The sequence below is a fragment of the Pseudomonas sp. LBUM1676 genome, assembly GCF_059695605.1.
Genome location: NZ_CP166777.1, coordinates 1,986,444 through 2,010,147, shown reverse-complemented (window position 1 = coordinate 2,010,147; position 23,704 = coordinate 1,986,444). Strand labels below are relative to the sequence as shown.

Annotated in this window: 32 protein-coding genes and 1 tRNA gene; 11 read left to right on the top strand and 22 right to left on the bottom strand. The window is 59.0% G+C overall.

Annotated features, from left to right (window positions below; all coding sequences use genetic code 11):
• Window positions 1-24: 24 nt before the first annotated feature.
• From pheS to thrS, 5 genes are all read right to left on the bottom strand, one after another.
• Complete coding sequence (gene pheS / locus ACA041_RS09430; protein WP_007905876.1) at window positions 25-1,041, bottom strand: phenylalanine--tRNA ligase subunit alpha; 1,017 nt, start codon at window positions 1,039-1,041, stop codon at window positions 25-27.
• Window positions 1,042-1,150: 109 nt separating this feature from the next.
• Window positions 1,151-1,507, bottom strand: a complete 357-nt coding sequence (gene rplT, locus ACA041_RS09425; RefSeq protein WP_307336783.1) for a 50S ribosomal protein L20 — start codon at window positions 1,505-1,507, stop codon at window positions 1,151-1,153.
• A 27-nt stretch (window positions 1,508-1,534) separates the two neighbouring features.
• Window positions 1,535-1,729 (bottom strand): 50S ribosomal protein L35, encoded by a 195-nt coding sequence (gene rpmI, locus ACA041_RS09420; RefSeq protein WP_002553160.1) that lies wholly within the window; start codon window positions 1,727-1,729, stop codon window positions 1,535-1,537.
• A gap of 60 nt (window positions 1,730-1,789) precedes the next feature.
• Window positions 1,790-2,341 (bottom strand): translation initiation factor IF-3, encoded by a 552-nt coding sequence (gene infC, locus ACA041_RS09415; protein ID WP_176469887.1) that lies wholly within the window; start codon window positions 2,339-2,341, stop codon window positions 1,790-1,792.
• Window positions 2,341-4,263 (bottom strand): threonine--tRNA ligase, encoded by a 1,923-nt coding sequence (gene thrS, locus ACA041_RS09410; protein WP_307336778.1) that lies wholly within the window; start codon window positions 4,261-4,263, stop codon window positions 2,341-2,343. The genes infC and thrS overlap by 1 nt, the downstream gene beginning before the upstream one ends.
• 373 nt (window positions 4,264-4,636) lie before the next feature.
• Here thrS and ACA041_RS09405 point away from each other — a divergent pair, with 373 nt between their 5' ends.
• Both ACA041_RS09405 and ACA041_RS09400 read left to right on the top strand, forming a co-directional pair.
• On the top strand, window positions 4,637-4,939 hold the full coding sequence (locus ACA041_RS09405; protein WP_497440847.1) for a hypothetical protein: 303 nt from the start codon (window positions 4,637-4,639) through the stop codon (window positions 4,937-4,939).
• Window positions 4,940-5,231: 292 nt separating this feature from the next.
• Window positions 5,232-5,444, top strand: coding sequence for a cold-shock protein (locus ACA041_RS09400; RefSeq protein WP_007905882.1), 213 nt, complete (start codon window positions 5,232-5,234; stop codon window positions 5,442-5,444).
• A 70-nt stretch (window positions 5,445-5,514) separates the two neighbouring features.
• On the opposite strand, the gene ACA041_RS09395 is transcribed toward ACA041_RS09400, so the two are convergent.
• Both ACA041_RS09395 and ACA041_RS09390 read right to left on the bottom strand, forming a co-directional pair.
• Window positions 5,515-5,835, bottom strand: coding sequence for an I78 family peptidase inhibitor (locus ACA041_RS09395; RefSeq protein WP_497440846.1), 321 nt, complete (start codon window positions 5,833-5,835; stop codon window positions 5,515-5,517).
• Between the two features lie 165 nt (window positions 5,836-6,000).
• Entirely contained in the window at window positions 6,001-6,306 is a 306-nt protein-coding gene (locus tag ACA041_RS09390) for a hypothetical protein (RefSeq protein WP_497440845.1), read from the bottom strand.
• A 132-nt stretch (window positions 6,307-6,438) separates the two neighbouring features.
• On the opposite strand from ACA041_RS09390, the gene ACA041_RS09385 reads away from it, so the two are divergent.
• Window positions 6,439-6,651 carry a hypothetical protein gene (locus ACA041_RS09385; RefSeq protein WP_497440844.1) on the top strand — a complete coding sequence of 71 codons (213 nt, stop codon included), beginning with the start codon at window positions 6,439-6,441 and terminating at the stop codon, window positions 6,649-6,651.
• A 32-nt stretch (window positions 6,652-6,683) separates the two neighbouring features.
• On the opposite strand, the gene ACA041_RS09380 is transcribed toward ACA041_RS09385, so the two are convergent.
• The 7 genes from ACA041_RS09380 to ACA041_RS09350 form a co-directional block, all read right to left on the bottom strand.
• Window positions 6,684-7,712, bottom strand: a complete 1,029-nt coding sequence (locus ACA041_RS09380) for a nucleoside hydrolase (RefSeq protein WP_497440843.1) — start codon at window positions 7,710-7,712, stop codon at window positions 6,684-6,686.
• Window positions 7,713-7,742: 30 nt separating this feature from the next.
• The gene (gene rbsD, locus ACA041_RS09375) at window positions 7,743-8,147 is read right to left on the bottom strand and encodes a D-ribose pyranase (RefSeq protein WP_497440842.1); all 405 of its coding nucleotides are present in this window, start codon (window positions 8,145-8,147) and stop codon (window positions 7,743-7,745) included.
• Entirely contained in the window at window positions 8,144-9,061 is a 918-nt protein-coding gene (rbsK, locus tag ACA041_RS09370; protein WP_497440841.1) for a ribokinase, read from the bottom strand. Before rbsK ends, rbsD begins: the two co-directional genes overlap by 4 nt.
• Window positions 9,062-9,135: 74 nt before the next feature.
• Complete coding sequence (locus ACA041_RS09365) at window positions 9,136-10,155, bottom strand: LacI family DNA-binding transcriptional regulator (RefSeq protein ID WP_497440840.1); 1,020 nt, start codon at window positions 10,153-10,155, stop codon at window positions 9,136-9,138.
• A 3-nt stretch (window positions 10,156-10,158) separates the two neighbouring features.
• Window positions 10,159-11,136 (bottom strand): ABC transporter permease, encoded by a 978-nt coding sequence (locus tag ACA041_RS09360; RefSeq protein ID WP_497440839.1) that lies wholly within the window; start codon window positions 11,134-11,136, stop codon window positions 10,159-10,161.
• Entirely contained in the window at window positions 11,133-12,686 is a 1,554-nt protein-coding gene (locus ACA041_RS09355; RefSeq protein WP_497440838.1) for a sugar ABC transporter ATP-binding protein, read from the bottom strand. The genes ACA041_RS09360 and ACA041_RS09355 overlap by 4 nt, the downstream gene beginning before the upstream one ends.
• A 57-nt stretch (window positions 12,687-12,743) precedes the next feature.
• Window positions 12,744-13,700: a sugar ABC transporter substrate-binding protein gene (locus ACA041_RS09350; RefSeq protein ID WP_497440837.1), complete on the bottom strand. Its 957-nt coding sequence runs from the start codon at window positions 13,698-13,700 to the stop codon at window positions 12,744-12,746.
• 464 nt (window positions 13,701-14,164) lie between these two features.
• Here ACA041_RS09350 and ACA041_RS09345 point away from each other — a divergent pair, with 464 nt between their 5' ends.
• The 3 genes from ACA041_RS09345 (at window position 14,165) to ACA041_RS09335 (ending at window position 16,402) form a co-directional block, all read left to right on the top strand.
• Entirely contained in the window at window positions 14,165-15,253 is a 1,089-nt protein-coding gene (locus tag ACA041_RS09345) for an asparaginase (RefSeq protein WP_497440836.1), read from the top strand.
• Window positions 15,254-15,438: 185 nt separating this feature from the next.
• The gene (locus tag ACA041_RS09340; protein ID WP_497440835.1) at window positions 15,439-15,708 is read left to right on the top strand and encodes a DUF1654 domain-containing protein; all 270 of its coding nucleotides are present in this window, start codon (window positions 15,439-15,441) and stop codon (window positions 15,706-15,708) included.
• A 4-nt stretch (window positions 15,709-15,712) separates the two neighbouring features.
• Complete coding sequence (locus ACA041_RS09335) at window positions 15,713-16,402, top strand: endonuclease (protein WP_497440834.1); 690 nt, start codon at window positions 15,713-15,715, stop codon at window positions 16,400-16,402.
• Window positions 16,403-16,486: 84 nt separating this feature from the next.
• Here ACA041_RS09335 and ACA041_RS09330 read toward each other — a convergent pair whose 3' ends face one another.
• On the bottom strand, window positions 16,487-16,849 hold the full coding sequence (locus tag ACA041_RS09330) for an SPOR domain-containing protein (protein WP_497440833.1): 363 nt from the start codon (window positions 16,847-16,849) through the stop codon (window positions 16,487-16,489).
• Between the two features lie 250 nt (window positions 16,850-17,099).
• Here ACA041_RS09330 and csrA point away from each other — a divergent pair, with 250 nt between their 5' ends.
• Window positions 17,100-17,291, top strand: coding sequence for a carbon storage regulator CsrA (gene csrA, locus ACA041_RS09325; RefSeq protein WP_017337657.1), 192 nt, complete (start codon window positions 17,100-17,102; stop codon window positions 17,289-17,291).
• Between the two features lie 219 nt (window positions 17,292-17,510).
• Here the strand turns inward: csrA and ACA041_RS09320 are convergent, their stop codons facing one another.
• Both ACA041_RS09320 and ACA041_RS09315 read right to left on the bottom strand, forming a co-directional pair.
• Window positions 17,511-17,966 (bottom strand): DUF2214 family protein, encoded by a 456-nt coding sequence (locus ACA041_RS09320; RefSeq protein ID WP_497440832.1) that lies wholly within the window; start codon window positions 17,964-17,966, stop codon window positions 17,511-17,513.
• Window positions 17,967-18,100: 134 nt separating this feature from the next.
• On the bottom strand, window positions 18,101-18,295 hold the full coding sequence (locus ACA041_RS09315) for a hypothetical protein (protein WP_497440831.1): 195 nt from the start codon (window positions 18,293-18,295) through the stop codon (window positions 18,101-18,103).
• A 168-nt stretch (window positions 18,296-18,463) separates the two neighbouring features.
• Here ACA041_RS09315 and ACA041_RS09310 point away from each other — a divergent pair, with 168 nt between their 5' ends.
• The gene (locus ACA041_RS09310; protein WP_497440830.1) at window positions 18,464-19,024 is read left to right on the top strand and encodes a hypothetical protein; all 561 of its coding nucleotides are present in this window, start codon (window positions 18,464-18,466) and stop codon (window positions 19,022-19,024) included.
• Between the two features lie 47 nt (window positions 19,025-19,071).
• Here ACA041_RS09310 and ACA041_RS09305 read toward each other — a convergent pair whose 3' ends face one another.
• A complete protein-coding gene (locus tag ACA041_RS09305) occupies window positions 19,072-19,293 on the bottom strand; it encodes a hypothetical protein (protein WP_497442215.1) in 222 nt (73 codons plus the stop codon).
• Between ACA041_RS09305 and ACA041_RS09300 the strand changes: the two genes are divergently transcribed.
• Window positions 19,232-19,441 carry a hypothetical protein gene (locus ACA041_RS09300; RefSeq protein WP_497442040.1) on the top strand — a complete coding sequence of 70 codons (210 nt, stop codon included), beginning with the start codon at window positions 19,232-19,234 and terminating at the stop codon, window positions 19,439-19,441. The two genes, ACA041_RS09305 and ACA041_RS09300, sit on opposite strands and share 62 nt — an antisense overlap.
• A 64-nt stretch (window positions 19,442-19,505) precedes the next feature.
• Window positions 19,506-19,694 (top strand): hypothetical protein, encoded by a 189-nt coding sequence (locus ACA041_RS09295; RefSeq protein WP_497440829.1) that lies wholly within the window; start codon window positions 19,506-19,508, stop codon window positions 19,692-19,694.
• 141 nt (window positions 19,695-19,835) lie between these two features.
• On the opposite strand, the gene ACA041_RS09290 is transcribed toward ACA041_RS09295, so the two are convergent.
• Window positions 19,836-19,912 (bottom strand) — tRNA-Val (locus ACA041_RS09290).
• A gap of 183 nt (window positions 19,913-20,095) precedes the next feature.
• On the opposite strand from ACA041_RS09290, the gene ACA041_RS09285 reads away from it, so the two are divergent.
• Window positions 20,096-21,379: an NAD(P)/FAD-dependent oxidoreductase gene (locus ACA041_RS09285; RefSeq protein ID WP_497440828.1), complete on the top strand. Its 1,284-nt coding sequence runs from the start codon at window positions 20,096-20,098 to the stop codon at window positions 21,377-21,379.
• A 127-nt stretch (window positions 21,380-21,506) separates the two neighbouring features.
• Here ACA041_RS09285 and ACA041_RS09280 read toward each other — a convergent pair whose 3' ends face one another.
• From ACA041_RS09280 to ACA041_RS09270, 3 genes are read right to left on the bottom strand one after another with little or no spacing between them, the layout of a single operon-like run.
• Entirely contained in the window at window positions 21,507-22,133 is a 627-nt protein-coding gene (locus tag ACA041_RS09280; RefSeq protein WP_497440827.1) for an RraA family protein, read from the bottom strand.
• Complete coding sequence (locus tag ACA041_RS09275) at window positions 22,130-22,915, bottom strand: IucA/IucC family C-terminal-domain containing protein (RefSeq protein WP_497440826.1); 786 nt, start codon at window positions 22,913-22,915, stop codon at window positions 22,130-22,132. Before ACA041_RS09275 ends, ACA041_RS09280 begins: the two co-directional genes overlap by 4 nt.
• Window positions 22,912-23,703 carry an ABC transporter ATP-binding protein gene (locus ACA041_RS09270; RefSeq protein WP_497440825.1) on the bottom strand — a complete coding sequence of 264 codons (792 nt, stop codon included), beginning with the start codon at window positions 23,701-23,703 and terminating at the stop codon, window positions 22,912-22,914. The genes ACA041_RS09275 and ACA041_RS09270 overlap by 4 nt, the downstream gene beginning before the upstream one ends.
• Between the last annotated feature and the right edge of the window lies 1 nt (window position 23,704).

Sequence of the window (23,704 nt, the reverse complement as noted above, 5' to 3'; positions counted from 1 at the left end):
TGCTCTCCTAAGAATTCGTTACGACTAGCGAAATTGCGCGAGGAACCGCAAGTCGTTGTCGAAGAACAGACGCAAGTCGTTCACGCCGTAACGCAGCATGGCCAGACGTTCAACGCCCATGCCGAAGGCAAAGCCCGAAAACTCTTCCGGATCGATCCCGGACATGCGCAGCACGTTGGGGTGAACCATGCCGCAGCCCATCACTTCCAGCCAGCCGGTCTGTTTGCAGACGCGGCAGCCTTTACCGCTGCACATCACGCATTCCATGTCGACTTCAGCGGATGGCTCGGTGAACGGGAAGTACGAAGGACGGAAACGCACGGCCAGCTCTTTTTCGAAGAACACGCGCAGGAACTCTTCGATGGTGCCCTTGAGGTCGGCGAAATTGATGTCGCGATCGACCAGCAGGCCTTCGACCTGGTGGAACATCGGCGAGTGGGTGATATCGGAGTCGCTGCGATACACACGGCCTGGGCAGACGATGCGGATCGGCGGCTGTTTCGATTCCATGGTGCGTACCTGTACCGGCGAGGTATGGGTGCGCAACAACATGTTGGCATTGAAATAGAAGGTGTCATGCATCGACCGGGCCGGGTGATGGCCTGGGATGTTGAGCGCTTCGAAGTTGTGGTAGTCGTCTTCGACCTCAGGGCCTTCGGCAATGCCGTAGCCGATGTGGGTGAAGAACTGTTCGATACGTTCCAGCGTACGAGTAACCGGATGCAGACCACCCGAGGTCTGGCCGCGGCCAGGCAGGGTCACGTCAATGGACTCGGCGGACAGTTTGGCGGCCAGGTCGGCCTCTTCAAACAGTGCCTTGCGCGCATTGAGAACCTCTGTGACACGCTCCTTGGCAACGTTGATCAGCGCGCCGACTTGCGGACGCTCTTCGGCCGGCAGATTCCCCAGGGTCTTCATCACCTGAGTCAATTCGCCCTTCTTGCCAAGGTAGTGAACCCGGATTTGCTCCAGGGCATTGATATCTTCAGCGCTTTGCACAGCCTCTAGTGCTTGAGAGACGAGCGCATCCAGGTTTTCCATGTACAGACTCCAGATACAAAATAGGGGAAGAGCTTGAAGGCTCTTCCCCTATTTATGACGTTTAGCACCTGACCCCACGAAGGTGAGGCCGGGTAACTGTCGGGGGTACTTAAGCCAGGCTGGCTTTAGCTTTCTCGACAATCGCAGCAAACGCCGCTTTTTCGCTCACTGCCAGATCAGCCAGAACCTTACGGTCGATCTCGATGGACGCTTTTTTCAGGCCGGCGATGAAACGGCTGTAGGACAGACCGTTGATACGTGCACCAGCGTTGATACGAGCGATCCACAGAGCGCGGAACTGACGTTTTTTCTGACGACGGTCACGGTAGGCGTATTGGCCTGCCTTGATTACCGCTTGCTTGGCAACACGGAATACGCGCGAGCGAGCGCCGTAGTAGCCTTTAGCAAGTTTCAGAATTTTTTTGTGACGTTTACGGGCAATGACGCCACGCTTTACACGAGCCATGAGTTACTTCCTCTATTCTTGACTAAATTAACGAAGGCGCAGCATGCGCTCGACTTTTGCCACGTCAGACGGATGCAGCAAGCTGCTACCGCGCAGTTGACGCTTACGCTTGGTCGACATTTTAGTCAGGATGTGGCTCTTGAAAGCGTGCTTGTGCTTGATACCGTTAGCAGTTTTCAAAAACCGCTTAGCAGCACCACTTTTCGTTTTCATTTTTGGCATGTTCGGATACTCCGCATTCAGTTGATAAACATAATCAGAAGGCCTGCCGTGCCCTGATGATTACTTCTTCTTTTTCGGGGCGATGACCATGATCAGCTGGCGTCCTTCCATCTTAGGATGCTGTTCGACCGAACCGTACTCGAGCAAGTCACCTTCAACCCGCTTGAGCAGTTCCATCCCCAGCTCCTGGTGGGCCATCTCACGGCCGCGGAATCGCAAGGATACCTTGGCCCTGTCCCCATCACTCAGGAAACGTACCAGGTTGCGCAGTTTTACCTGGTAATCCCCTTCCTCCGTCCCTGGACGAAACTTGATTTCTTTAACCTGAATCTGCTTCTGGTTTTTCTTGGCCGCGGCAACCTGCTTCTTCTTCTCGAAGATCGATTTGCCGTAGTCCATCAGTTTGCAAACAGGGGGTACTGCATCGGCGGAAATTTCCACCAGATCCAGCTTGGCCTCTTCAGCCTTAAGAAGCGCGTCTTCAATTGACACAATCCCAAGCTGTTCACCCTCAGCCCCAATTAACCGAACCTCGCGTGCCGAGATATTCTCGTTGATCGGGGCTTTCGGTGCAGCTCGTTTATCTTGTCTCATTTCACGCTTAATAGTAATTACTCCGAATCTGGGCGACCACGCCGGGAAACCGCTTGCGCGAGAAACTCAGCGAACTGGGCGACGGGCATCGAGCCCAGGTCAGCACCTTCACGAGTACGCACAGCGACAGTCTGCATCTCGACTTCCCGATCTCCGATAACCAAGAGATAGGGAACCTTGAGCAAAGTATGCTCGCGGATTTTAAAGCCGATCTTTTCATTTCTCAAGTCAGACTTGGCACGAAATCCGCTTTCGTTGAGGGTTTTTTCAACCTCGGCGGCAAAATCGGCCTGTTTGTCAGTGATATTCATGATCACTGCCTGGGTCGGAGCCAGCCACGCGGGGAACGCACCCTCGTAGTGCTCGATCAGGATTCCGACGAAACGTTCGAAGGAGCCCAGGATCGCCCGGTGCAACATAACCGGGTGCTTGCGACTGTTGTCTTCGGAGACGTATTCGGCTCCCAGACGGATAGGCAGGTTAAAATCGAGCTGAAGGGTACCACACTGCCAGACACGGCCAAGGCAATCTTTCAGCGAGAATTCGATCTTCGGACCGTAGAACGCACCTTCGCCCGGCTGCAAATCGTACGGCAGCCCAGCACTGTCAAGGGCTGCAGCCAGTGCCGCTTCGGCGCGATCCCACAGCTCGTCGGAACCGACGCGTTTTTCCGGACGAGTGGACAGCTTCATCTCGACGTCCTTGAAGCCGAAGTCGGCATAAACGTCCATGGTCAGCTTGATGAACGCAGCGGATTCGGCCTGCATCTGCTCTTCGGTGCAGAAGATGTGGGCATCGTCCTGGGTGAAGGCACGCACGCGCATGATGCCGTGCAGTGCACCCGACGGCTCGTTACGGTGACAGGCACCGAATTCGGCCAGGCGCATCGGCAACTCGCGGTAGCTTTTCAGGCCCTGGTTGAACACCTGCACGTGGCAAGGGCAGTTCATCGGCTTGATGGCGTAGTCGCGGTTTTCCGACTGGGTGGTGAACATGTTGTCGCCGTAGTTGGCCCAGTGCCCGGATTTCTCCCACAGGCTGCGGTCAACGACTTGCGGCGTCTTGATCTCCAGGTAACCGTTGTCGCGCTGCACCTTGCGCATGTACTGCTCGAGCACCTGGTACAGGGTCCAGCCGTTCGGGTGCCAGAACACCATGCCCGGCGATTCTTCCTGGGTGTGGAACAGGCCCAGGCGCTTGCCGATCTTGCGGTGATCGCGCTTTTCAGCTTCTTCGATGCGCTGGATGTAAGCCGCCAGCTGCTTCTTGTCGGCCCAGGCGGTGCCGTAGACGCGCTGCAGTTGCTCGTTCTTGGCATCGCCGCGCCAGTAGGCGCCGGACAACTTGGTCAGCTTAAAGGATTTCAGGAAACGCGTGTTCGGCACGTGCGGACCGCGGCACATGTCGACGTATTCTTCGTGATAGTACAGGCCCATGGCCTGCTCGTTCGGCATGTCCTCGACCAGGCGCAGCTTGTAGTCCTCGCCGCGGGCCTTGAACACTTCGATCACTTCGGCGCGCGGAGTGACTTTCTTGATCACGTCGTAATCTTTTTCGATCAGCTGCTGCATGCGCTGTTCGATGGCGGCCAGGTCGTCCGGGGTGAAGGGACGTTCGAAGGCGATGTCGTAATAGAAGCCTTCGTCGATGACCGGACCGATGACCATTTTGGCCGTCGGGTACAGCTGCTTGACCGCATGGCCAACCAGGTGGGCGCAAGAGTGGCGAATGATCTCCAGCCCCTCTTCATCCTTTGGCGTAATGATTTGCAGCGTGGAATCGCTGTCGATGATATCGCTGGCGTCGACCAGCTTGCCATCGACCTTGCCGGCCACGGTGGCCTTGGCCAGACCGGCACCAATGGATGCGGCGACCTCGGCTACGGAAACCGGGTGATCGAATGAACGTTGACTGCCGTCGGGAAGAGTAATAGTTGGCATGGCGCCTCCTCTCCTAGTGGTGACCCCTACCAAAGGTCACGTGGGTTGGGATGAGCCAGTACAAGATCCGGTCCAGGCCATTCAATGACGAACGCCTGCCTTACAGCGGCAGGAGCCTTGCGGCCAACCGGAAAACCGAACCAGAGTGACTGGGATTCAAATCAGGGTTATTCGCACATTTGCCGCCACCGGGACTGAAGGTCATCCGGAGCTTGCAAACGCCCGAGCGAGGCATGCTAGCACAGATGAACGGTCGTCGCCGCAGCGGGGTTTCTAACGGGGCAAATCAGCGGTTTTTATGCCAGAGTGCTGAACTTGAACCCCGCTTTACCCCTCATATAAAAAGACATTGACCCACAAGGAGCATCCCAGCATGCGTCTGAATCGTTTATTCGCGGTAATCGCCCCCGTCGTCCTGCTGCTGCCAATGGCCGCCCATGCCGACTGGCCAAAGGGCGAGCGCGAGAAATACATGGCTCAGTGCACCCAGGCCGCCACCCCTCAGATTGGCGCTGCGGCGGCGAAATCTCACTGTGCTTGCGGGGCTGATTCGATCAAGTCTTATCCGGCGGCTGACATCCAGGCGTTGATGGACAATACAGCCAGTGATGCCCTGAAACAGAAAGCACTGGGGAAAATTGCTGCGTGCAAGGCCGATCCCAAGGCGAAAAAGTAAGCCTGACTTAGGGCTTTCAAGGCCTCAATCGACAGAGAAAAGCCTCTGAAAAGCGCTTTTTCCTATGATTTATGCAGGTTTTACAGCTTTTTTTTCCGTCTTTACTTTCGGCTGAAAGCCTTTAAAACCGGGGCTTTCAGCCATACAAGGCAACAAAGAAAGGGTGACTGTAGGACAAACAGCACGTCCGGGGGGCTCCCAAAGCGAACATTTCGACTATGATACCCCGGTGTGCCCAGTTGGCCTGAGCAGCACAGTACTACTGAAAATATATGTTTCTTGGAGATACACCATGTCTAATCGCCAAACCGGCACCGTTAAATGGTTCAACGATGAAAAAGGCTTCGGCTTCATCACTCCTCAAGGTGGCGGTGACGACCTGTTCGTACACTTCAAAGCTATCGAAAGCGACGGTTTCAAAAGCCTGAAAGAAGGCCAGACCGTTTCCTTCGTGGCTGAGAAAGGCCAAAAGGGTATGCAAGCTGCACAAGTCCGCGCTGAGTAATTTTCAGCCGCACTAAAAAAACCCCGTCCATGTGACGGGGTTTTTTATGGGCCAGGCAAACGTGCAGCGATCAGCCGCAGTTGACGCGGGTGACCACCCGGCTGGCATCGGTGTTCAGGTTCAGGCGATCGGAGCGGTACTCCAGCGTCACCATGTCGCTGGGCAAAAGGAACCGTGCATTCTGTGCGCCTGCGCGGGTACGTGCCTGCTCCAGCAGTTCGGGCGAAGCCTTTTTGCCAATGGTGAATTCGGCAGCTTTTGCCTCACAACGGCTGTGCCCCGTGTCAGTGGTGGTGACAGGGTCTGTTGTCGACTCGGTGGAGGTAGTGCTGCAACCGGCCAACATGGCAGCGGCCAGCAAAGTACCCAATGACGCGAGCTTCCAAGGCATGAAGCCTCCTTTTTTCAATAGTTGAGCTGAGATCGTGCGACCGCCAATCTGGCGTTTGGTTTCCCGGGGAGTGCTAGCACCCTGCCCTCGATCATGAAAAGCGGCGAGTTTGCCTGAGCATTCGCGGCTGTCCACCGCGCAATCATGACTGAATATGAACAAGTCTCAATAGACATCGATGTAGTCGAAGGGTGGATTCGGCCAGTTCTGTTTCAGCGCATTGAAAATCTGCATGACCCAGACCTCGTCGCTGGCCGCGACACGCCCTACGTAACCGGAGCCCTTGGCCCAGGTTTCCAGGCGAAACAACAGCCCCTCGATATCGGCCCCCCCCACAACGCCTGACGAAATGTAGGCGATGCCGCCCCTGGTCACCCGCAGCTGCGTGTGCTCGTCGTCGCTGGCTGAGGCCAGCAGCTGGCGCACGGCGTCAAGGGTCAAGCCGTCAGGGGTGTTCAAATCGATCTGCACAGCACGGTCCTTGAAAATCCATCAAAGGCCAAGTGTCGCATAGCACTGCTCTCATGCCTAAGTCGGAGTGCCAAACGTCGCGCAAAATGCTTAACTTCACACTCAGACTTTCCCGACTTCACGAGCACGATCATGACCACCGTAAGCATCGACGCCGACATCAAAGCCAGCTGGCCACAGGGCCATAGTTCCTACAGCCCCGGTAGCCCGGAAGAGTTGGCGATCATCGGCATCGATCTGTTGGTCAAGGAGCTGGGAACCGAAGCGGCCCGCTCATTCATCACTCAGGTGTTCGAGAAGTACCCTGAAACTTACCTGGGCATCGCACAGACCGCCAGGAACTGAAACCCGCAGGCTGGCACCTGCGGGACTGTTGCTTACTGCAGCCGGGCCAGGCGTTCGCTCAGCAGGTCAAAGAAGCCCTGGGCATCGCCGCTTTCAACCCAGAAGGCATTCTTCGGAGCCTTCAGGCCGTCATACCAGTCGACGATGGTCTGGCCGAAGGTCGGGCCTTCGCGGCTATCGACCACCACGTTCACTGAACGACCGGTGAACAGCTCCGGCTTGAGCAGGTAGGCGATCACCGTGGCGTCATGCACCGGGCCACCCGTCATGCCGTAGTGCTCCATGTCGCCCTTGACGTACTCATTGAGGATATTGCCGACCAGCTTGCTGGCATTGTTGTCGATCGCCGCGATCTGCTTCAGGCGCGCCTCGCTGGTGAGGATCTTGTGGGTCACGTCCAGCGGCAGGTAGGTCAGCTTCACCCCGCTCTTGAGCACGACCTCGGCCGCCTGCGGGTCGGCGAACAGGTTGAATTCGGCCACTGGCGTGATGTTGCCACCGTTGAAGTGCGCCCCGCCCATGATCACCACTTCCTTGATGCCCTGGACGATTCCGGGCTCCTGGATCAAGGCCAGCGCCAGGTTGGTCTGCGGACCGAGCATGGCGATAGTGATGCTGTGGGGTTTGGCGGTCTTCAAGGTATCGATCAGGTAGTTGACCGCGTTGCCCTGGGCCAGGCCCGCCTTCGGCTCGTGCACGGTGACACCCGACAGGCCTTCCTTGCCGTGGATATCTTCAGCGTAGATCGGCGTGCGCATCAGCGGCTTCGGCGCCCCGGCATACACCGGCACCTCCTCGCGCCCTGCCCACTCGCGGGCCAGCCGCGCATTGCGCGAGGTCTTGTCCAGGCGCACATTGCCGGCGACGGTGGTCAGGGCGCGAATGTTCAGTTCTTGCGGCGATGCCAGGGCAAACAGCAAGGCCACCACGTCATCGGCACCGGGATCGGTGTCGATGATCAGGTCGATCTTTTCCGCCGCCTGGGCGCTTGTTGCGGTGATCATGGACAAAAGCAGCAGACTCCGTAGCAGGTGATGCAATTTCTGAGCATAGCGTTGCATGGCGCACTCCTTGTGCGTGAGAAAAACCCGTTAAAACGTGACCCCGGCCACCAGGATGATGTTGCAGTACGGCTGACACTCGCCGGTGCGGACAATCGCCCGCGCCTGTCGGCTGAGGACTTTGAATTGATCATGGCTGAGCCATTCACGCCGGCCCAGCGCACCTTCGCCATCCAGCTCGTCCAGTGTCGCCAGTGCCGAGGGTTTTTTGTGCAGAATCTCCTGGGCCAGCACGTGGCTTTCGACCTGCATTTCGCTGAGCACGACTTTCAAGGTGCTGACGAAATCCGGAACGCCGTGGGTCAGCGCCAGGTCGATCAGTTCGACGCCCGGCGGTACCGGCAAACCGGCATCACCAATCACCACCCGGTCGCCATGGCCCAGAGAGGCGATCAGCCGCGACAGGGCGATGTTGAGCAAAGGAGTCTTCTTCATGGTGCTTTGAACGCCTGTACGTCGGACAAGGAGGGAATCGAAGGCTGCGCGCCGGCACGGGTCACCGACAACGCCGCCGCGACCTGACCGAAGCGGATCGACTCGGCTTCGCTTTTGCCTGCCGCCAGCGCTGCGGCAAAACCACCGACGAAGGTGTCACCCGCCGCCGTGGTGTCGACCGCTTCCACCTTCGGCGCCGGGAAATGTTCGAAGCCGGTGCCATCGGCAAACAGCGAGCCTTGGGCACCGAGGGTGATGATCACTTTGCCGGCGCCCAGGGCGATCAAGCGGCTGGCGGCGGTTTCGGCGCACTCCAGGGAATCCACCGGCAACCCGCTCAGGGCCGAGGCTTCGCTTTCGTTGGGAATCAGGTAATCGATGGCCGCGTACCAGTCCGCCGGCAGCGGGCGACTGGCCGGCGCCGGGTTGAGGATCACGGTCTTGCCCAGCGCACGGCCACGCTTGAGCGCATGGCCGACCGTGGCATCCGGCACTTCCAGCTGACAGATGATCACATCCGCCGCCTGCAGCACCGCGTCGAAACGGTCGATCACCTGCGGCGTCAACGCGCCGTTGGCACCGGCGACAATCACGATCGCGTTCTGACTGTTGTCATCGACCACGATCAACGCCACGCCGCTGGAATCGTCCACCACGCTGACCGCCTGGCAATCGACCTGCTCGGCCAGCAGCGCCCCGCGCAGCTGTTCGCCATAGGCATCGCTGCCCACGCAGCCGACCATCGACACCTGCGCGCCCAGCCTTGCCGCGGCGACCGCCTGATTCGCGCCCTTGCCGCCGCAGACCGTGGCGAACGACTGGCCGATCAGCGTTTCACCGCCACGGGGCAGCCGCGAGGCCCGGGTCACCAGGTCCATGTTCAGGCTGCCTATTACCACTACTTTTGCAGACATAGATCGTTACTCATCAATACTGTTTCAGCGGAGCTTTCGGTTAATGGAGCGTTCAGCTCAGCGGTGCTTTCGATTCAGCGGAATTGGGCGAACACCCCGGCCAGCGGCGCCGTCGATTCGCGCAGGACGATACTGGGGGTCACGATCCGTTGATCGGTGGCCATGGCCGGTGTGGCGATCCGGCGCAACAGCACTTCAGCGGCCATCTCGCCGAGTTGCAGGATCGACTGGCCGACGGTGGTCAGCGCCGGGTACACATAACGGCTCATCTGGATATCGTCGAAGCCGATCACCGACAATTCGGTCGGCACTCGAATATTGCGTTCGGCGGCGGCGCGCAGCACGCCGATGCCGATCATGTCGTTGCCGGCGAATATCGCGCTGGGCGGGTTCTTTTCCAGCAGGATCGCCGCGGCGCTGTAGCCGCCCGTGCTGGTGAAGTCGCTTTCCAGCATGCGCTCACGAGGCACTCGCACGCCGGCCTCTTGCAAGGCGCGGCAATACCCGGCCAGACGCATCTGCGCCACGCTGGTGCTCGCCGGCCCGCCGATGGTGGCAATGTCCCGATGCCCCAGCTCCAACAGGTGCCGGGTCGCCAGATAGGCGCCGTACTCGTGATCGATGCGCACCAGGTCCGCATCCACGCCTTCCAGCCCACGGTCGACGATCACCATCGGTGTACGCACGCCGGCCAGACCTTGCGCCAGGCCCGCGTCGCCGCCGGCCGACGCCACGATCAAGCCGTCGATGCGTTTTTCCAGGAGCACGCGCAGGTAGCTGCGCTGCTTGTCCGGGTTGTCATCGGAATTACACAGGATCACGCAATAGCCGTTGCGCTCGCAGTAATCCTCGATGCCACGGGCCAGTTCGGCGAAGTACGGGTTGAGGCTATTGGGCACCAACAGGCCGATGGTCGCGGTGGTTTTCGCCTTGAGCGATCGGGCCACCGCACTGGGTACGTAGTCGAGCTTTTTGATCGCGGCCTCGACCTTGACCCGCACTTCTTCGCTGACTGGCCGGGTCTTGTTCACCACGTGGGACACGGTGGTGTAGGAAATTCCCGCCAGCGCTGCCACATCCTTGATTGTTGCCATGACTCAGGTCCGCCGGCTTGCGCGCTGACTGCGATAAGTATCGAGCACCACCGCCACCACGATGACCGCGCCGGTGATGATGCGTTTGGTTGGCTCGGTCGCGCCGATCTGCGCCAGGCCCGCGGCCAATACCGAAATGATCAGGACGCCGAAGAAGGTACTGATGACCGACCCGCGGCCGCCCATCAGGCTGGTGCCGCCGATCACCACCGCGGCGATCACTTGCAGCTCCAGGCCCGAGCCGGCATTCGGGTCCGCCGCTTCCAGTCGGGAAATCTGGAACAGCGCGGCGATACCGGCCAGCAGCCCCATCAGGCTGAACACCAGGATCTTGTAGGGCTTGGGATTGATCCCCGCCAGGCGCACCGCCTCTTCGTTGGTGCCGATGCCGATCAGGTAGCGACCGAATACGGTACGGGTCAACACGGCCTGGGCAATGAAGATGATCAGCAAGGCGATGATGAACGACGGCGAGATGCCGAAGGCGATCGGGTTGGACAGCCAGGCAAAGGCATCACCAATGTAAGCCGTGCGCGATCCGGTCATCTGATAGGCCACGCCGCGGGCCATTTCCAGCACGCCGAGGGACACGATGAACGACGGGATCCGCCAGGCCACGGTGATCGAACCGGTGATGGTCCCGGCCAATGCGGCGGCACCCATGCCCAACAGCGCTGCCGGCAGCACGCTCCAGCCCCAGCCGAGAATCGCCACGCTGACCGTCGATGCCGCGAGCGCCAGCACCGAACCGACCGACAGGTCGATGCCGCCAATGATCAACACAAACGTCATGCCGACCGCCAGCACCATCAGGTCCGGTATCTGGTTGGCCAGGGTGCTGAAGGTGTCGTACGACAGAAAATGGCTGCTCAGGACCGAGAACAGCGCGACCATGGCCAGCAAGGCACCGGCCAGCCCCAGATAGGTGCCGAGGCCGTAGAAGTTGCCACTACGTTTGCCGACGGACGTTGCAGTAGTCATGAAAGATCCCCAAGCGCTGCCTCGTTGAGCAACGCATCACGTTTTTGATAGCCGGCGAATGCGGCGGCAAGCAAGTCATCCTGGGTCCAGCTGTCACGCTCGAAGGTGTCGATCAGACGCCCCGCCGAGAGCACGCCGATGCGGTCGCAGATCAGCATCAGTTCGCGCAGGTCGCTGGACACCACCACCAGCGCCTTGCCCTGACGGGTCAACTCGCCGAGCAAGGCATAGATGTCGAACTTGGCGCCGACGTCGATGCCACGGGTTGGCTCATCAAACAGCATCACCGAGCAGTCGCGCTCCAGCCAGCGGCCGATCACGACTTTCTGCTGGTTGCCGCCGGACAGCTCCGAGACCAGTTGCGTGGGGCTGGAACTGCGGATGTGCATGGCGTCGATCTGACGCTGGGCCAGGGCCATCTCATCACCGTTATTGACGAAGCCGCCGCTGGAAATCACCGGCATATTACCCAAGGCAATGTTGGCGCTGATCGATTGAGTCAACAGCAGGCCTTCGCCCTTGCGGTCTTCGGTGATCAGGGCGATGCCATGACCGACCGCATCCGCCGGTGAACGAATGCTGACGACCTGCGCCGGCGAACCCAGCGCCACCGTGCCGCTGTCCGCCGTGTCGGCGCCGAAGATCAGCCGCAGCAACTCGGTGCGCCCTGCCCCGATCAACCCGGAAATCCCGAAGATCTCGCCGGCGCGCACTTCGAAGGACACATCGCGGACCTTGTCGGAACGGCTCAGGCCGTTGACCGTCAACGCCGCAGCGCCGATCTTGCGCGGGCCCATGTCGATGTGTTCGCCGAGTTCACGACCGACCATCAACGTGACCAGTTGCTCACTGTTGTAGTCGGCCATCGGCTCGACGCAGACCAGGTTGCCGTCACGCAATACCGCGATGCGCTGGGCGACCCGTGCCAGCTCTTCGAGGCGATGGGAAATGTAGATGATCGAAACGCCGCGCGCCTGCAGACGGGTGATCTGCTCGAACAGCATCTCGACTTCCCGGGCCGTCAGCATCGCGGTCGGTTCATCGAGGATCAGCACATGGCAGTCGCCGATCAGGTTGCGCGCGATCTCCACCATCTGCTGATGGCCGATGCCGAGCTCGCCGACCAGGGTGTCGGGGTCGATGGCGTCCAGCCCGACCTGGGCCATGGCCTCGATCGCCGCCTTGCGCAGTTGCTTGCGACTGATCCAGCCGCCATGGCTGGGCAGGTTGTGCAGAAACAGGTTTTCCGCCACCGACAGGGTCGGCAGCAGATTGAGTTCCTGCATGACCATGCGAATGCCCAGCTCTTCGGCCTGGGTTCGGCTGCCGGGGCGATACGCCTGGCCCTGGAACTGCATCTGGCCGGTGGTCGGCGTGACCAACCCGCCAATGATCTTTGACAACGTGCTTTTGCCGGCGCCGTTCTCGCCGGTCAGCGCCAGCACTTCACCGCGCAGCAGCGTCAGGTCGATGCCGGTCAGGACCGGTTGCGCGTAGGTCTTGCCGATACCGCTGACCGAGAGGACAGCGTTCGGGGCGAAAACTGACATAAACAAATCTCCATGTGCTCGCCCGAACGGGCGAGCACCCTAGTGTCGCCAGAAGGACTACTTGGTCACCAGCTCTACCGGAGTTTCGATGACACCATTGACGCCGCCGTCGACTTTCTCACCCTTGATGATCTTCAGTGCGGTCTCGATGCCGAACACGGCCTGCTTTGCAGCGAACTGGTCAGCGGTCGCCAGCACGCGGCCGTCCTTGAGCATGGGCTTGATGGCGTTGATGTTGTCGTAGCCGACCACCTGGACCTTGCCGGCCTTGCCTGCCGCACGCACGGCAGACACCGCGCCGACGGCCATGCTGTCGTTGCCGGCCAGCAGGGCCTTGATGTTCGGGTACTCGCTGAGCATGGAGGAGGCAACCTGGTTGCCCTTGTTGATTTCCCAATCGCCGGATTGCAGGGACACCACCTTGATCTGCGCCGCTTCCATCGCGTCCTTGAAGCCTGCGGTGCGAGCCTGGGCATTGGTGGTGGTGGAAACGCCTTCGATGATGCCGACTTCGTCACCGGCCTTCAGCTGCTTGGCCAGGTACTCGCCCACCAGGCGCGCGCCTTTGCGGTTATCCGGGCCTACGAACGGCACCGTGATGTTTTTGCTTTTGACGACCGCCGGGTCCAGCTGGTTATCGATGTTGATCACGGTGATGCCGGCATCCACCGCCTTCTTGATCACGGGCACCATGGCCTTGGAGTCTGCCGGCGCAATGACCAGCGCATTGACCCTGGACACGATCATCTGCTCGACGATACGAATCTGGTTGGCCGTGTCCGTTTCGTCCTTGATGCCGTTGGAGATCAGCTCGAAATCGCCGGAGTGGTCTTTCTGATAGGCCTTGGCGCCGTCTTCCATGGTCAGGAAGAACTCGTTGGCCAGGGATTTCATGACCAGTGCGACCTTGGGTTTTTCAGGGGTTTCGGCGAACGCCGAAGAGATGGGCAACGCGGCGGCAGTGGCAGCCAGCATGGCGACAGCGAGAAGACGTCCAGCGAATGGCAGCTTCATGGGTTCACTCCGATCTTATGATTATTGTGAGCAACGTTTGCGCAGGCGTGGGCAGTATCGCGTCCACCGAAGCATCAAGCCACCGGCAAGGTCGCGCAAACGTTTGCGTAGACCGAACTATGCGAACCCTGCTGACATTTGTCAACGCCGGAACAATGCCGTTTTATGTCTTTGGTTGGAAGAACAAGCCTGCCCGTTCTCGACCCTGCCAACGAAGTCCAGAGCTGTCGGAGTGCCGAACGCGAAAGCCGCACTTGTTCGGAAATCCGGACGACCAAGTGCTGCCCCAATCATGATTCTCAACAAAATATTTATACAAATCATTAGGTTGCAGGATATTTTCAATACAACGTATGTCTGGTACGAATCCTGCTCCCTCTCTACACCCCAGGCGTTCAGAGCGCCTTGGGCCGTATCTGGATGAACCTGCATCAGCACCCGTCTGACTACAAGAGAGAAAAATAATGACATCTGTTTTCAAGACCTTCGTTCCGGGCGCCTTGGCCCTCCTGCTGCTCCTGCCCACCGCCCTTCAGGCCAAAGAAGCACAAACCCAGACAAAACTGGCGAACGTGGTGATCCTGGCCACTGGCGGCACCATTGCCGGCGCCGGTGCCAGCGCGGCCAATAGCGCGACCTATCAAGCGGCGAAAGTCGGCATCGAACAATTGATCGCCGGGGTTCCGGAACTGAGCCAGCTGGCAAATGTTCGTGGCGAACAGGTGATGCAGATCGCTTCCGAAAGCATCACCAACGACAACCTGCTGCAACTGGGTCGTCGCGTGGCCGAACTGGCCGACAGCAACGACGTCGATGGCATTGTCATCACCCATGGCACCGACACCCTGGAAGAAACCGCCTACTTCCTGAACCTGGTGGAAAAAACCGACAAGCCGATCATCGTCGTCGGTTCCATGCGCCCGGGCACCGCGATGTCCGCCGACGGCATGCTCAACCTGTACAACGCCGTGGCCGTGGCCAGCAGCAAAGAAGCGCGCGGCAAAGGCGTACTGGTGACCATGAACGATGAAATCCAGTCGGGTCGCGACGTCAGCAAGATGATCAACATCAAGACCGAAGCGTTCAAGAGCGCCTGGGGCCCACTGGGCATGGTGGTTGAAGGCAAGTCCTACTGGTTCCGCCTGCCGGCCAAGCGCCACACCATGGATTCCGAATTCGACATCAAGACCATCGAGAGCCTGCCGAACGTCGAAATCGCCTACTCCTACGGCAACGTGAGCGACACCGCCTACAAAGCCCTGGCGCAATCGGGTGCCAAAGCCATCATCCACGCCGGCACCGGCAACGGCTCGGTCTCGTCGCGGGTGGTTCCAGCCCTGCAGGCCTTGCGCAAGGACGGCGTGCAAATCATCCGCTCTTCCCACGTCAACGCCGGCGGTTTCGTGCTGCGCAACGCCGAACAGCCTGACGACAAAAACGACTGGGTCGTGGCCCATGACCTGAACCCGCAGAAGGCTCGCATCCTGGCCATGGTCGCGCTGACCAAGACCAATGACAGCAAAGAGCTGCAACGGATGTTCTGGGAATATTGATTCGCCCTCGCCCTCGCCTGGCCGGTTCCGGTCGGGCACCGCGCTGACCACTCGCCCCTGGCGAGTGGTTCATGACGCTTCTCCGAAAAAAAACTCCATCGTCCTACATCAAAAGGAAAAAGTAGCTGTCAGAGGATTTTCTTGAATTTTAAGTAGTTGCGAAATTGCCTACAGTTAAATACTGTATGCACGTACAGCTTAATAAGGATAATTCCGTGGCCTCTACCTCTGTTTCTCCTGACACCTATGCACGCATGGGTCTGCGCGTTCAGAAAATCATCAACTCCCCCACCGCGCAAAAAGCCAAAGCCGCCTTGATCTTCCGCCTGCCGGACGAGCCTGTGGACGAGTGGGAACAATTGCTCGAAGAAATCGATGAGAACGACAACGTCACCCTCGCCTATCGCGACGATGGCGGTGTGCAGATTTTCTGGGTTGTGCCGAAGGAAGACTGAGTCGATGAGTGTTCGCTGGTTTGCTGTGCTGTTTCTGTTCATCACCCTTGGCGCCCAGGCTGGCGCCCCACGCACCTTCAGCGAAGCCAAGAAAGTCGCCTGGAAGTTGTACGCCCCGCAATCCACCGAGTTTTATTGCGGCTGCAAATACACGGGCAACAAGGTCAACCTTGCGGCCTGCGGCTATGTACCGCGCAAGAACGCCAAACGTGCGGCCCGCATCGAGTGGGAACACATTGTCCCGGCCTGGCAGATCGGCCATCAGCGTCAATGCTGGCAAGAAGGCGGGCGCAAGAACTGCACGCGCTACGATCCGGTCTACCAGAAGGCCGAGGCCGACCTGCATAACCTGGTGCCGAGCATCGGCGAGGTGAATGGCGACCGGAGCAATTTCAGCTTTGGCTGGTTGCCGGTGCAGACCGGTCAATACGGCTCGTGCCTGACCCAGGTCGACTTCAAGGCGAAGAAGGTCATGCCCCGTCCTTCCATTCGCGGCATGATCGCCCGGACGTACTTCTACATGAGCAAGCAATACGGTTTGCGCCTGTCGAAACAGGATCGGCAGCTGTACGAAGCCTGGAACAAAACCTATCCGGTCGAGGCCTGGGAACGTCAGCGCAACCAGAGCGTGGGGTGCGTGATGGGACGCGGCAACGAGTTCGTCGGCCCGGTCGACATGAAGGCTTGCGGTTAAGCGTTCGCTGGAATTACCAAGGCCTTGGGGTTAACACGTACCCAAGGCCTTTGTTGTAGCGCTGCTGTAGGAGCAAGCTTGCTCCTACAGGGGCACACGTTCGACGACCAGCAACTCGATGTTCTGTTTTTTCGCACGGGTGAGCGCCGCGGCCACTTCGGCCTGCTTGGCCTCTGCCTCGGCCCTGGAGTTGAAGGGCCCGAGCAGAATCCGCGTCTTGCCGTTTTCCTTGACCACACTGGACACGAAACTGTGCTCGATCAGCCAGCCGCTGAGGTCGCTGACGGCCTGGGTTATTTCACCACGCACCTCAAGATCCCATTGTGGTGCAGAAGCCGCCACAGGTGCCGTCGCCGCTGTCGTCTGCGGCTTTGGCACGTCAGCGCGCTTGCCCTCACCGCATCCCGCCAGAGCCAGTACCGCCAATACCAAGACCATTTTGCGCACAACGCTGCCCTCTGAATGCCTAAAGCGCAGATTTTAGCATCCATGAATACTTCCCGAGTGCCGTAAAATCGAATCAAAACAACGAGAATGATGGTGGCGGCCTCTGTATAGTTACACCTTGGGAATTAATGCAGCATCTGCGCGTCAGAAAGAGGCACCCAAACCGTGAGACTTCGCACTAATCTATATAGACCACCGACCTCTGCACTGTCCGAATCAGGTGCCCCATAAAGCAATCAAGGAGAAGACCATGCTGATACTCACCCGCAAAGTCGGTGAAAGCATAAACATTGGTGATGACATTACGATCACCATCCTCGGCGTCAGCGGCCAGCAAGTCCGGATCGGCATCAACGCTCCGAAAGACGTTGCCGTGCACCGCGAAGAGATTTATCAGCGCATCCAGGCCGGCCTGACCGCCCCGGACAAGCCGCAACCCTGAATCCTGCTGCAGTCAGTAGCCAGCCCCGCTCACCCGGAACCACGGCTGGCTAGAGATGCAAGCATCGCTTTGCCCTCCATTTCGTACTGCCCACCCTCGAAGGTCATGACACCTCTGCGCGTTGCGACGGGAACGTGAAGCCGATACGACCGGCAAGCTTCACATCATGACCGTCAAACGTTTCAGGTTAATTTCGAGAATCAACGCCAGCTGGCTCGACTAGCCAAAGGTCACAGCCCGCGCCATGCCCGTGGCCGCCACGACCATCAGCAACAGCAGCAACGCTTCGATATGACTGAACCGTGCATACAGCTTTGCACGACCGGGATCGATAGCCACACCCCGCCCCAGCGCAATCCGCCATTTGATCAGCGTCACCATCGGCGCAATTTCCAGCAACAGGATGAGGACGAACAACGTCATCTTGAGATGGAACAGCGGCTGGTGAAGATAGAAATCAGTGCCCTTCTCGTACCCGGCAAAGGCCCGCATCCCGCCGCTGACCAGCAGAATGAGGGCCGAGATGCCCCACAGATTATCCGCAATCAAAACGCTGCGCGCCTCCCCGACCCCGGCCACCAGCCGCCGAAGCGCCGTGCCGCGAGTGAGCACCGCCCAGAAGCCCAGGGCAAACGCCAGGAGATGAACCGCCGCAAGAACCCAGTGAGCCAGCATCGAAATACTCCTGACAGGATCAATTGAATCAGCCTGTCAGTAGTAGCGCATGAAATGAGGGTGCGCACGACGGAGGGAAACCAACCAGCAAGACGCCCGGAAACAAAGAGCCCAGCGCGATGGCTGGGCTCCGGTTATTTTCTGTTTTCCATCATCTTGTCGGCGAGGGTTTTGGCCCTTTCAATCAACAGGTTCTGCCTGTCCTCGTGGGTAGCCCCTCCGACAACGGGGGCCGTCAGGTTGCTTTCTGCAATCAATGCAGCGCAGAAGTACTGATCCCAGACAGCTCTGTTATCAGCGATCTGTTTGTTGGTTTGATCGGCGGTCATATGCGGCTCCTTTTGATGAGGTAGCCCGGGTAGTTTACGCCCGTGCACAGTTCTCGTCCTTCATGACCAGCGCGAAGAACCGGCGAGCCGATAATCCCCAGTCGAGAAAATAGCATAGTGCTACTATGCGCGATCCCTCGTGCTTTAAAAATCAAAAGGATTTGTCGAATGACGTACCTTCGCTTGCTTTTAGCTTCAGCTCTGATTGCTCTTTGCGCTGGTTGTGCCTCGCCCGCTCAAATTTCCGGCATGTCAGTAACGGCTGATCAAGCTACGGCAAACACCTATGACTCCCAGCTGCGAAATAATGTCCAGCTTTCCGAGGTGAATGGTGGAGATAAAACCAACCCGATGTGGACTTCGGAAATAGATGCCCCTGACTTCGGCGCTGCACTCAAGCAATCGCTCACCAATGCTAATTTGCTTGGCAACGAGTCGGCCTCTTATGCTCTGCGCGCCAACCTGCTGCGCGTTGACCAGCCTATATTCGGACTGGATTTTGAAGTGACCAGCGAAGTTGAATATACCTTGATAGAGTCCAGCACCAACAAGGTCGTTTTGCGTGAAATTATCCGAACCCCTTTCACTGCTGGCATGGGCGATTCGGTTATAGGAATCAAGCGTCTACGCCTGGCCAATGAGGGATCCGCTCGAGTAAACATCATTGCGATGCTCAAGCGCCTCAGCGATCTCAAAATCGAAGCCAAACAAGTTTCGTTAAAATACTGAGGATCGTCCCGGTACCTCCCCTCCTACCCAAACCCTACGCTACGCTATCAAGGAATCCTTGCGACCTCGTAGCTAGGGATGTCTTTCGCGTCTCCACCTTTCCAAGAAAGAGCAAAAAAGAGAGCAAAAAAGAGGACGGATTTATTTGCCGTTCCTTTTTGGAAAATAAACCTTTTTTTTCGTGCGGGCCCTGCAGAAACTCTGACAATGACAAAGAAACGGCCGACAGACACCAGTACAGCAACCCCTGCTGAAATAGAGAGATCCATCCAGACCCTGAATAAAATGGCTGAACGTCTTTGGGGAGAGGGTCGAGAGACCGAGGCGAAGGCCCTGCTTGATGCCTTGGATTCTCTGAACCGGGCACTGGACCGGATCAGGATCGGCGAAAGTCGCAGGGTCAAGACTCTTCATTGAAAGAGGCACAGCGGACTACCTGGCACACGGGAGCGCTGGCCGATCCGGAACGAGGGCTTATGGCATGGCGCACTCACTTCAATACCAGATAACCGAATCCGTTCGCGTCGTTGAGATCGAGGTGGGGAAGTTGCTCGATTTGGCAACCATGCTGAAGGATGCTGGAAATGATGCCTTGGCAACGGCTGTCTCGAGCCAGGCGAACAAGCTTCTTGAAGCTGCGGTAGCACTGAGAATCGCGACGGCAAGCTGAAGTAATGGACTCGGCTGACAGCTTACGCCGAGTAAAGGCGCGTATCGAGCTTCAGCGCTTATGAGATTTTTCAATCAACAACAAAAAAGGGCCCACCTTTCGGTGAGCCCTTCTAGACCGCCCAGCAGAGCGGATTTTGTTTGGTAGGCGCGATTGGACTCGAACCAACGACCCCCACCATGTCAAGGTGGTGCTCTAACCAACTGAGCTACGTGCCTGCTGTGTGGCGGCATTCTACGGAATTCCGGAGGGGTGTCAACACCTTTTTTCGAGCTAACCCTATGAATATGCAAAATATTTAATTTTGCTGCTGCAAAGAAGATTTTGCGGTGGCTGGCGGTCGATTTTTAACTCGAGTAGGATCGATGCACTCGTAAAATATATTAAACAGAGGCTGCAGGATGGCGAACACTCCCTACCCCGAGTCCTACTACGCCGCTTCGGCCAATGCGGTTGGGCCGCGCCCGGCCCTGCAGGATGACGTAGAGACTGATGTCTGTGTGATCGGCGCCGGTTACACCGGTCTGTCCTCTGCCCTGTTTCTGCTGGAGAACGGTTTTCGGGTCACGGTCCTGGAAGCGGCCAAGGTCGGTTTTGGCGCGTCGGGGCGTAATGGCGGGCAGATCGTCAACAGCTATAGCCGTGACATCGATGTGATCGAGCGCAGTGTCGGCCCCAGGCAGGCTCAGTTGCTGGGGCAGATGGCGTTCGAGGGCGGGCGGATCATTCGCGAGCGGGTTGCCAAATATAATATCCAGTGCGACCTGAAGGATGGCGGTGTGTTCGCGGCCATCACCGCCAAGCAGATGGGGCATCTGGAATCCCAGAAGCGCCTGTGGGAGCGTTTCGGTCACACGCAGCTGGAGCTGATGGATCAACGCCGGATCCGTGAAGTGGTGGCCTGCGATCAATACATCGGCGGCATGCTCGACATGAGCGGCGGGCACATTCATCCGCTGAACCTGGCGCTGGGCGAAGCCGCTGCCGTCGAGTCGTTGGGCGGCACCATTTATGAGCAGTCACCGGCGGTGCGCATCGAGCGCGGGGCGAATCCGGTGGTGCATACGCCGCAGGGCAAGGTCAGGGCGCGGTTCATTATCGTGGCCGGCAACGCCTATCTGGGCAATCTGGTGCCGGAGCTGGCGGCCAAGTCGATGCCTTGCGGGACTCAGGTCATTACCACCGAGCCGCTGGGCGAGGAACTGGCGAGAGCCATGCTGCCTCAGGATTATTGCGTCGAGGACTGCAATTACCTGCTCGACTACTATCGCCTGAGTGGCGACAAGCGCCTGATTTTCGGTGGTGGCGTGGTGTACGGCGCGCGGGATCCGGCCAACATTGAGGCGATCATTCGGCCGAAGATGCTGAAGGCCTTCCCGCAACTCAAGGACGTGAAGATCGATTACGCCTGGACCGGGAATTTCCTGTTGACGTTGTCGCGTCTGCCTCAGGTCGGACGTCTGGGCGACAACATCTACTACTCCCAAGGCTGCAGCGGCCATGGCGTGACCTATACGCACCTGGCGGGCAAGGTGCTGGCCGAAGCGTTGCGTGGCCAGGCGGAGCGGTTCGACGCGTTTGCCGACCTGCCGCACTATCCGTTCCCCGGTGGGCAGATGCTGCGCACACCGTTTGCTGCGTTGGGTGCCTGGTATTACGGATTGCGCGACAAGTTCGGGTTCTGATGCCTTCCCTGTAGGAGCGAAGCTTGCTCGCGAAGGACGCCATTGATAACGCGTTCGTCCTGAATGAACGCGCTAACGTTAACGTTTTTCGCGAGCAAGCTTCGCTCCTACACAAGGGCGGTTGTGGCTATGCAGGACGAGCGCTGAGCCGCTGCAGGAATTCGGCCCTGCGCCGCTGGTCCGTCTCCTCTTTGAGTAATAGCTGGGGAAGCAGCTCGGCGGCGTGGCCGGGATCTAGGATGAAGACGCCGTCATCATCACCGATGGCCAGGTCTCCTGGCTGCACCCGAACCTCGCCGATCTGGATCGACTGATTGACTTCGCCACGGGCGCCAATGCCGCGCGTGGTGTAGGCGCTGACGTTCCGGCAAAAGACCGGCAAGCCATGACGACGCAAGGCGCTGACATCGGTGACGGCACCCGACACCACCACCCCGGCCAGGCCTTTGATTAATCCTGCCAAGGTGCGCAACTCGCCCCAGCAACCACACTCTTCGTCGCCCACGCATTCGACCACCAGCACATCCCCTGGCTCGCTCAACAACAGGGCTTCACGCAGAATGCTGCCATCGGGTGGGAAGACTTTGACGGTGACGACCTGGCCGACCATGCGGATGTCGTTGAACAACGGCTTGATCCCGCGCAGGAAACCGCGGTCGGAAAAATGGCCGAGGGTGGACGAAGGGATCGCCCGGTAGGCATCGAGCAATTCCATGCTGACGAGCTGCTGCCGAGGACTGATCTGATAACTCATCGGCATTTTTTCCCCGGGCGTAGCAATGGGCAGGTCGAGCAGTATTCAGCAGGCTCGGTGGCCAGGTAGTAGAAGCAGCAGGTTCGGCGAAAGCGAATGCTGCGCTGGCCGTCGTCCACCAGTGTCGGCGGTCGGCGGAAATGGCTCAGCGGGTTGTATTCAAGGCCGAACAATGACGGGTCTGCATCGGTCAGCAACCACTTGAAATCCGCTTCATAGCGTTCGCGCACCGACGGCTCGTCGATTTTCGCCATGCGTTTTTCATACAACGAATACACGCGCACGGCACTGTTTTCCCAGAGGATGCGCCGGGAAACGCCCGTGACCCGGTTGAAGGTTTGCCACAGCGGTTTCAACAGCCCGGCAAACAGCGCCTGCACCAGAGCTTCCCGCCAGGCCTCGCGCTCATTCACTCCATAGGTCAGCGGCTGGCCGTGAAGCAGCGGCATCGAGGACGTCCACAACCCGTCATCGTGACCGTATTCGATCACCGAGTTGTCGAGAGACAGCAGTAACCCTTTGTCGTACACCGACATCGCGTACAAACAGGCGCCCGTCGCCAGAAACGACAAACGCTTGCCCAGCAGCGAGGCGGTGATCGCCCGGCTCGGAGAGCCAATCACCGGGCCCAAGGCGTCCAGCAATTGCTCGCACACCTCCTCCTGCAATAAATCCCGGGCCATCAGCGAGCGTAACGGGTCACGCTCGGCGCAGTCCTTCAGACGCAAGCCACCGCCAAGCACAGCCCACTCTTGCGCGGTGAAGTGGTCCGCCAGACTCATTGCGGCAGTTCCCGACCGAAGGGGATGCACATCGGCGTACCGAAGAACGGATCGGCGATGATCCGGCAGTTGAGGTCGAACACGGTCTTGACCAGTGCCTGGGTCAAGACGTCCTCGGGCCGGCCCTGGGCAAAGGCCGTTCGCTCGTGCACCGCGACCATATGGTCGGCGTAACGACAGGCCAGGTTGAGATCGTGGAGCACCATGATGATGGTTTTGTTCTCGAGCCGGTTGAGGTCGCGCAGCAGATCCAGGACCTCGATCTGGTGCGCCAGGTCGAGAAAGGTCGTCGGCTCATCGAGCAGCACGATGCCGGTGTCCTGGGCCAGGGTCATGGCGATCCACGCCCGCTGGCGCTGCCCGCCGGACAAGGCATCCACCGGACGATCGGCCAGCGCCTGCAGGCTGGTCTGCGCCAGCGCGCGCTCGACCATGGCTTCATCCTCGGCCGACCATTGCTGCATCCAGCTCTGATACGGGTAGCGGCCCAGCGCCACCAACTGGCGCACGGTAATGCCCTCAGGCGCTGTCGGGGTCTGGGGCAGGATGGCCAGCTCACGCGCCACCGCCGCCGTGGATTTGTGCTGGATATCCACGCCGTTGAGAATCACCGAGCCTTGCTGCGGTTTCAGCAGGCGGGCGAAGGACTTGAGCAGGGTACTTTTGCCGCAGCCGTTACTGCCGATCAGCACCGAGATCTTGCCCTTGGGCAGTTGCATGTCCAGCGCGTCAATAATCACCTGCCGCTGATAGCTCAGGGTCAGGCCGCGACTTGCAATCGACGTCATG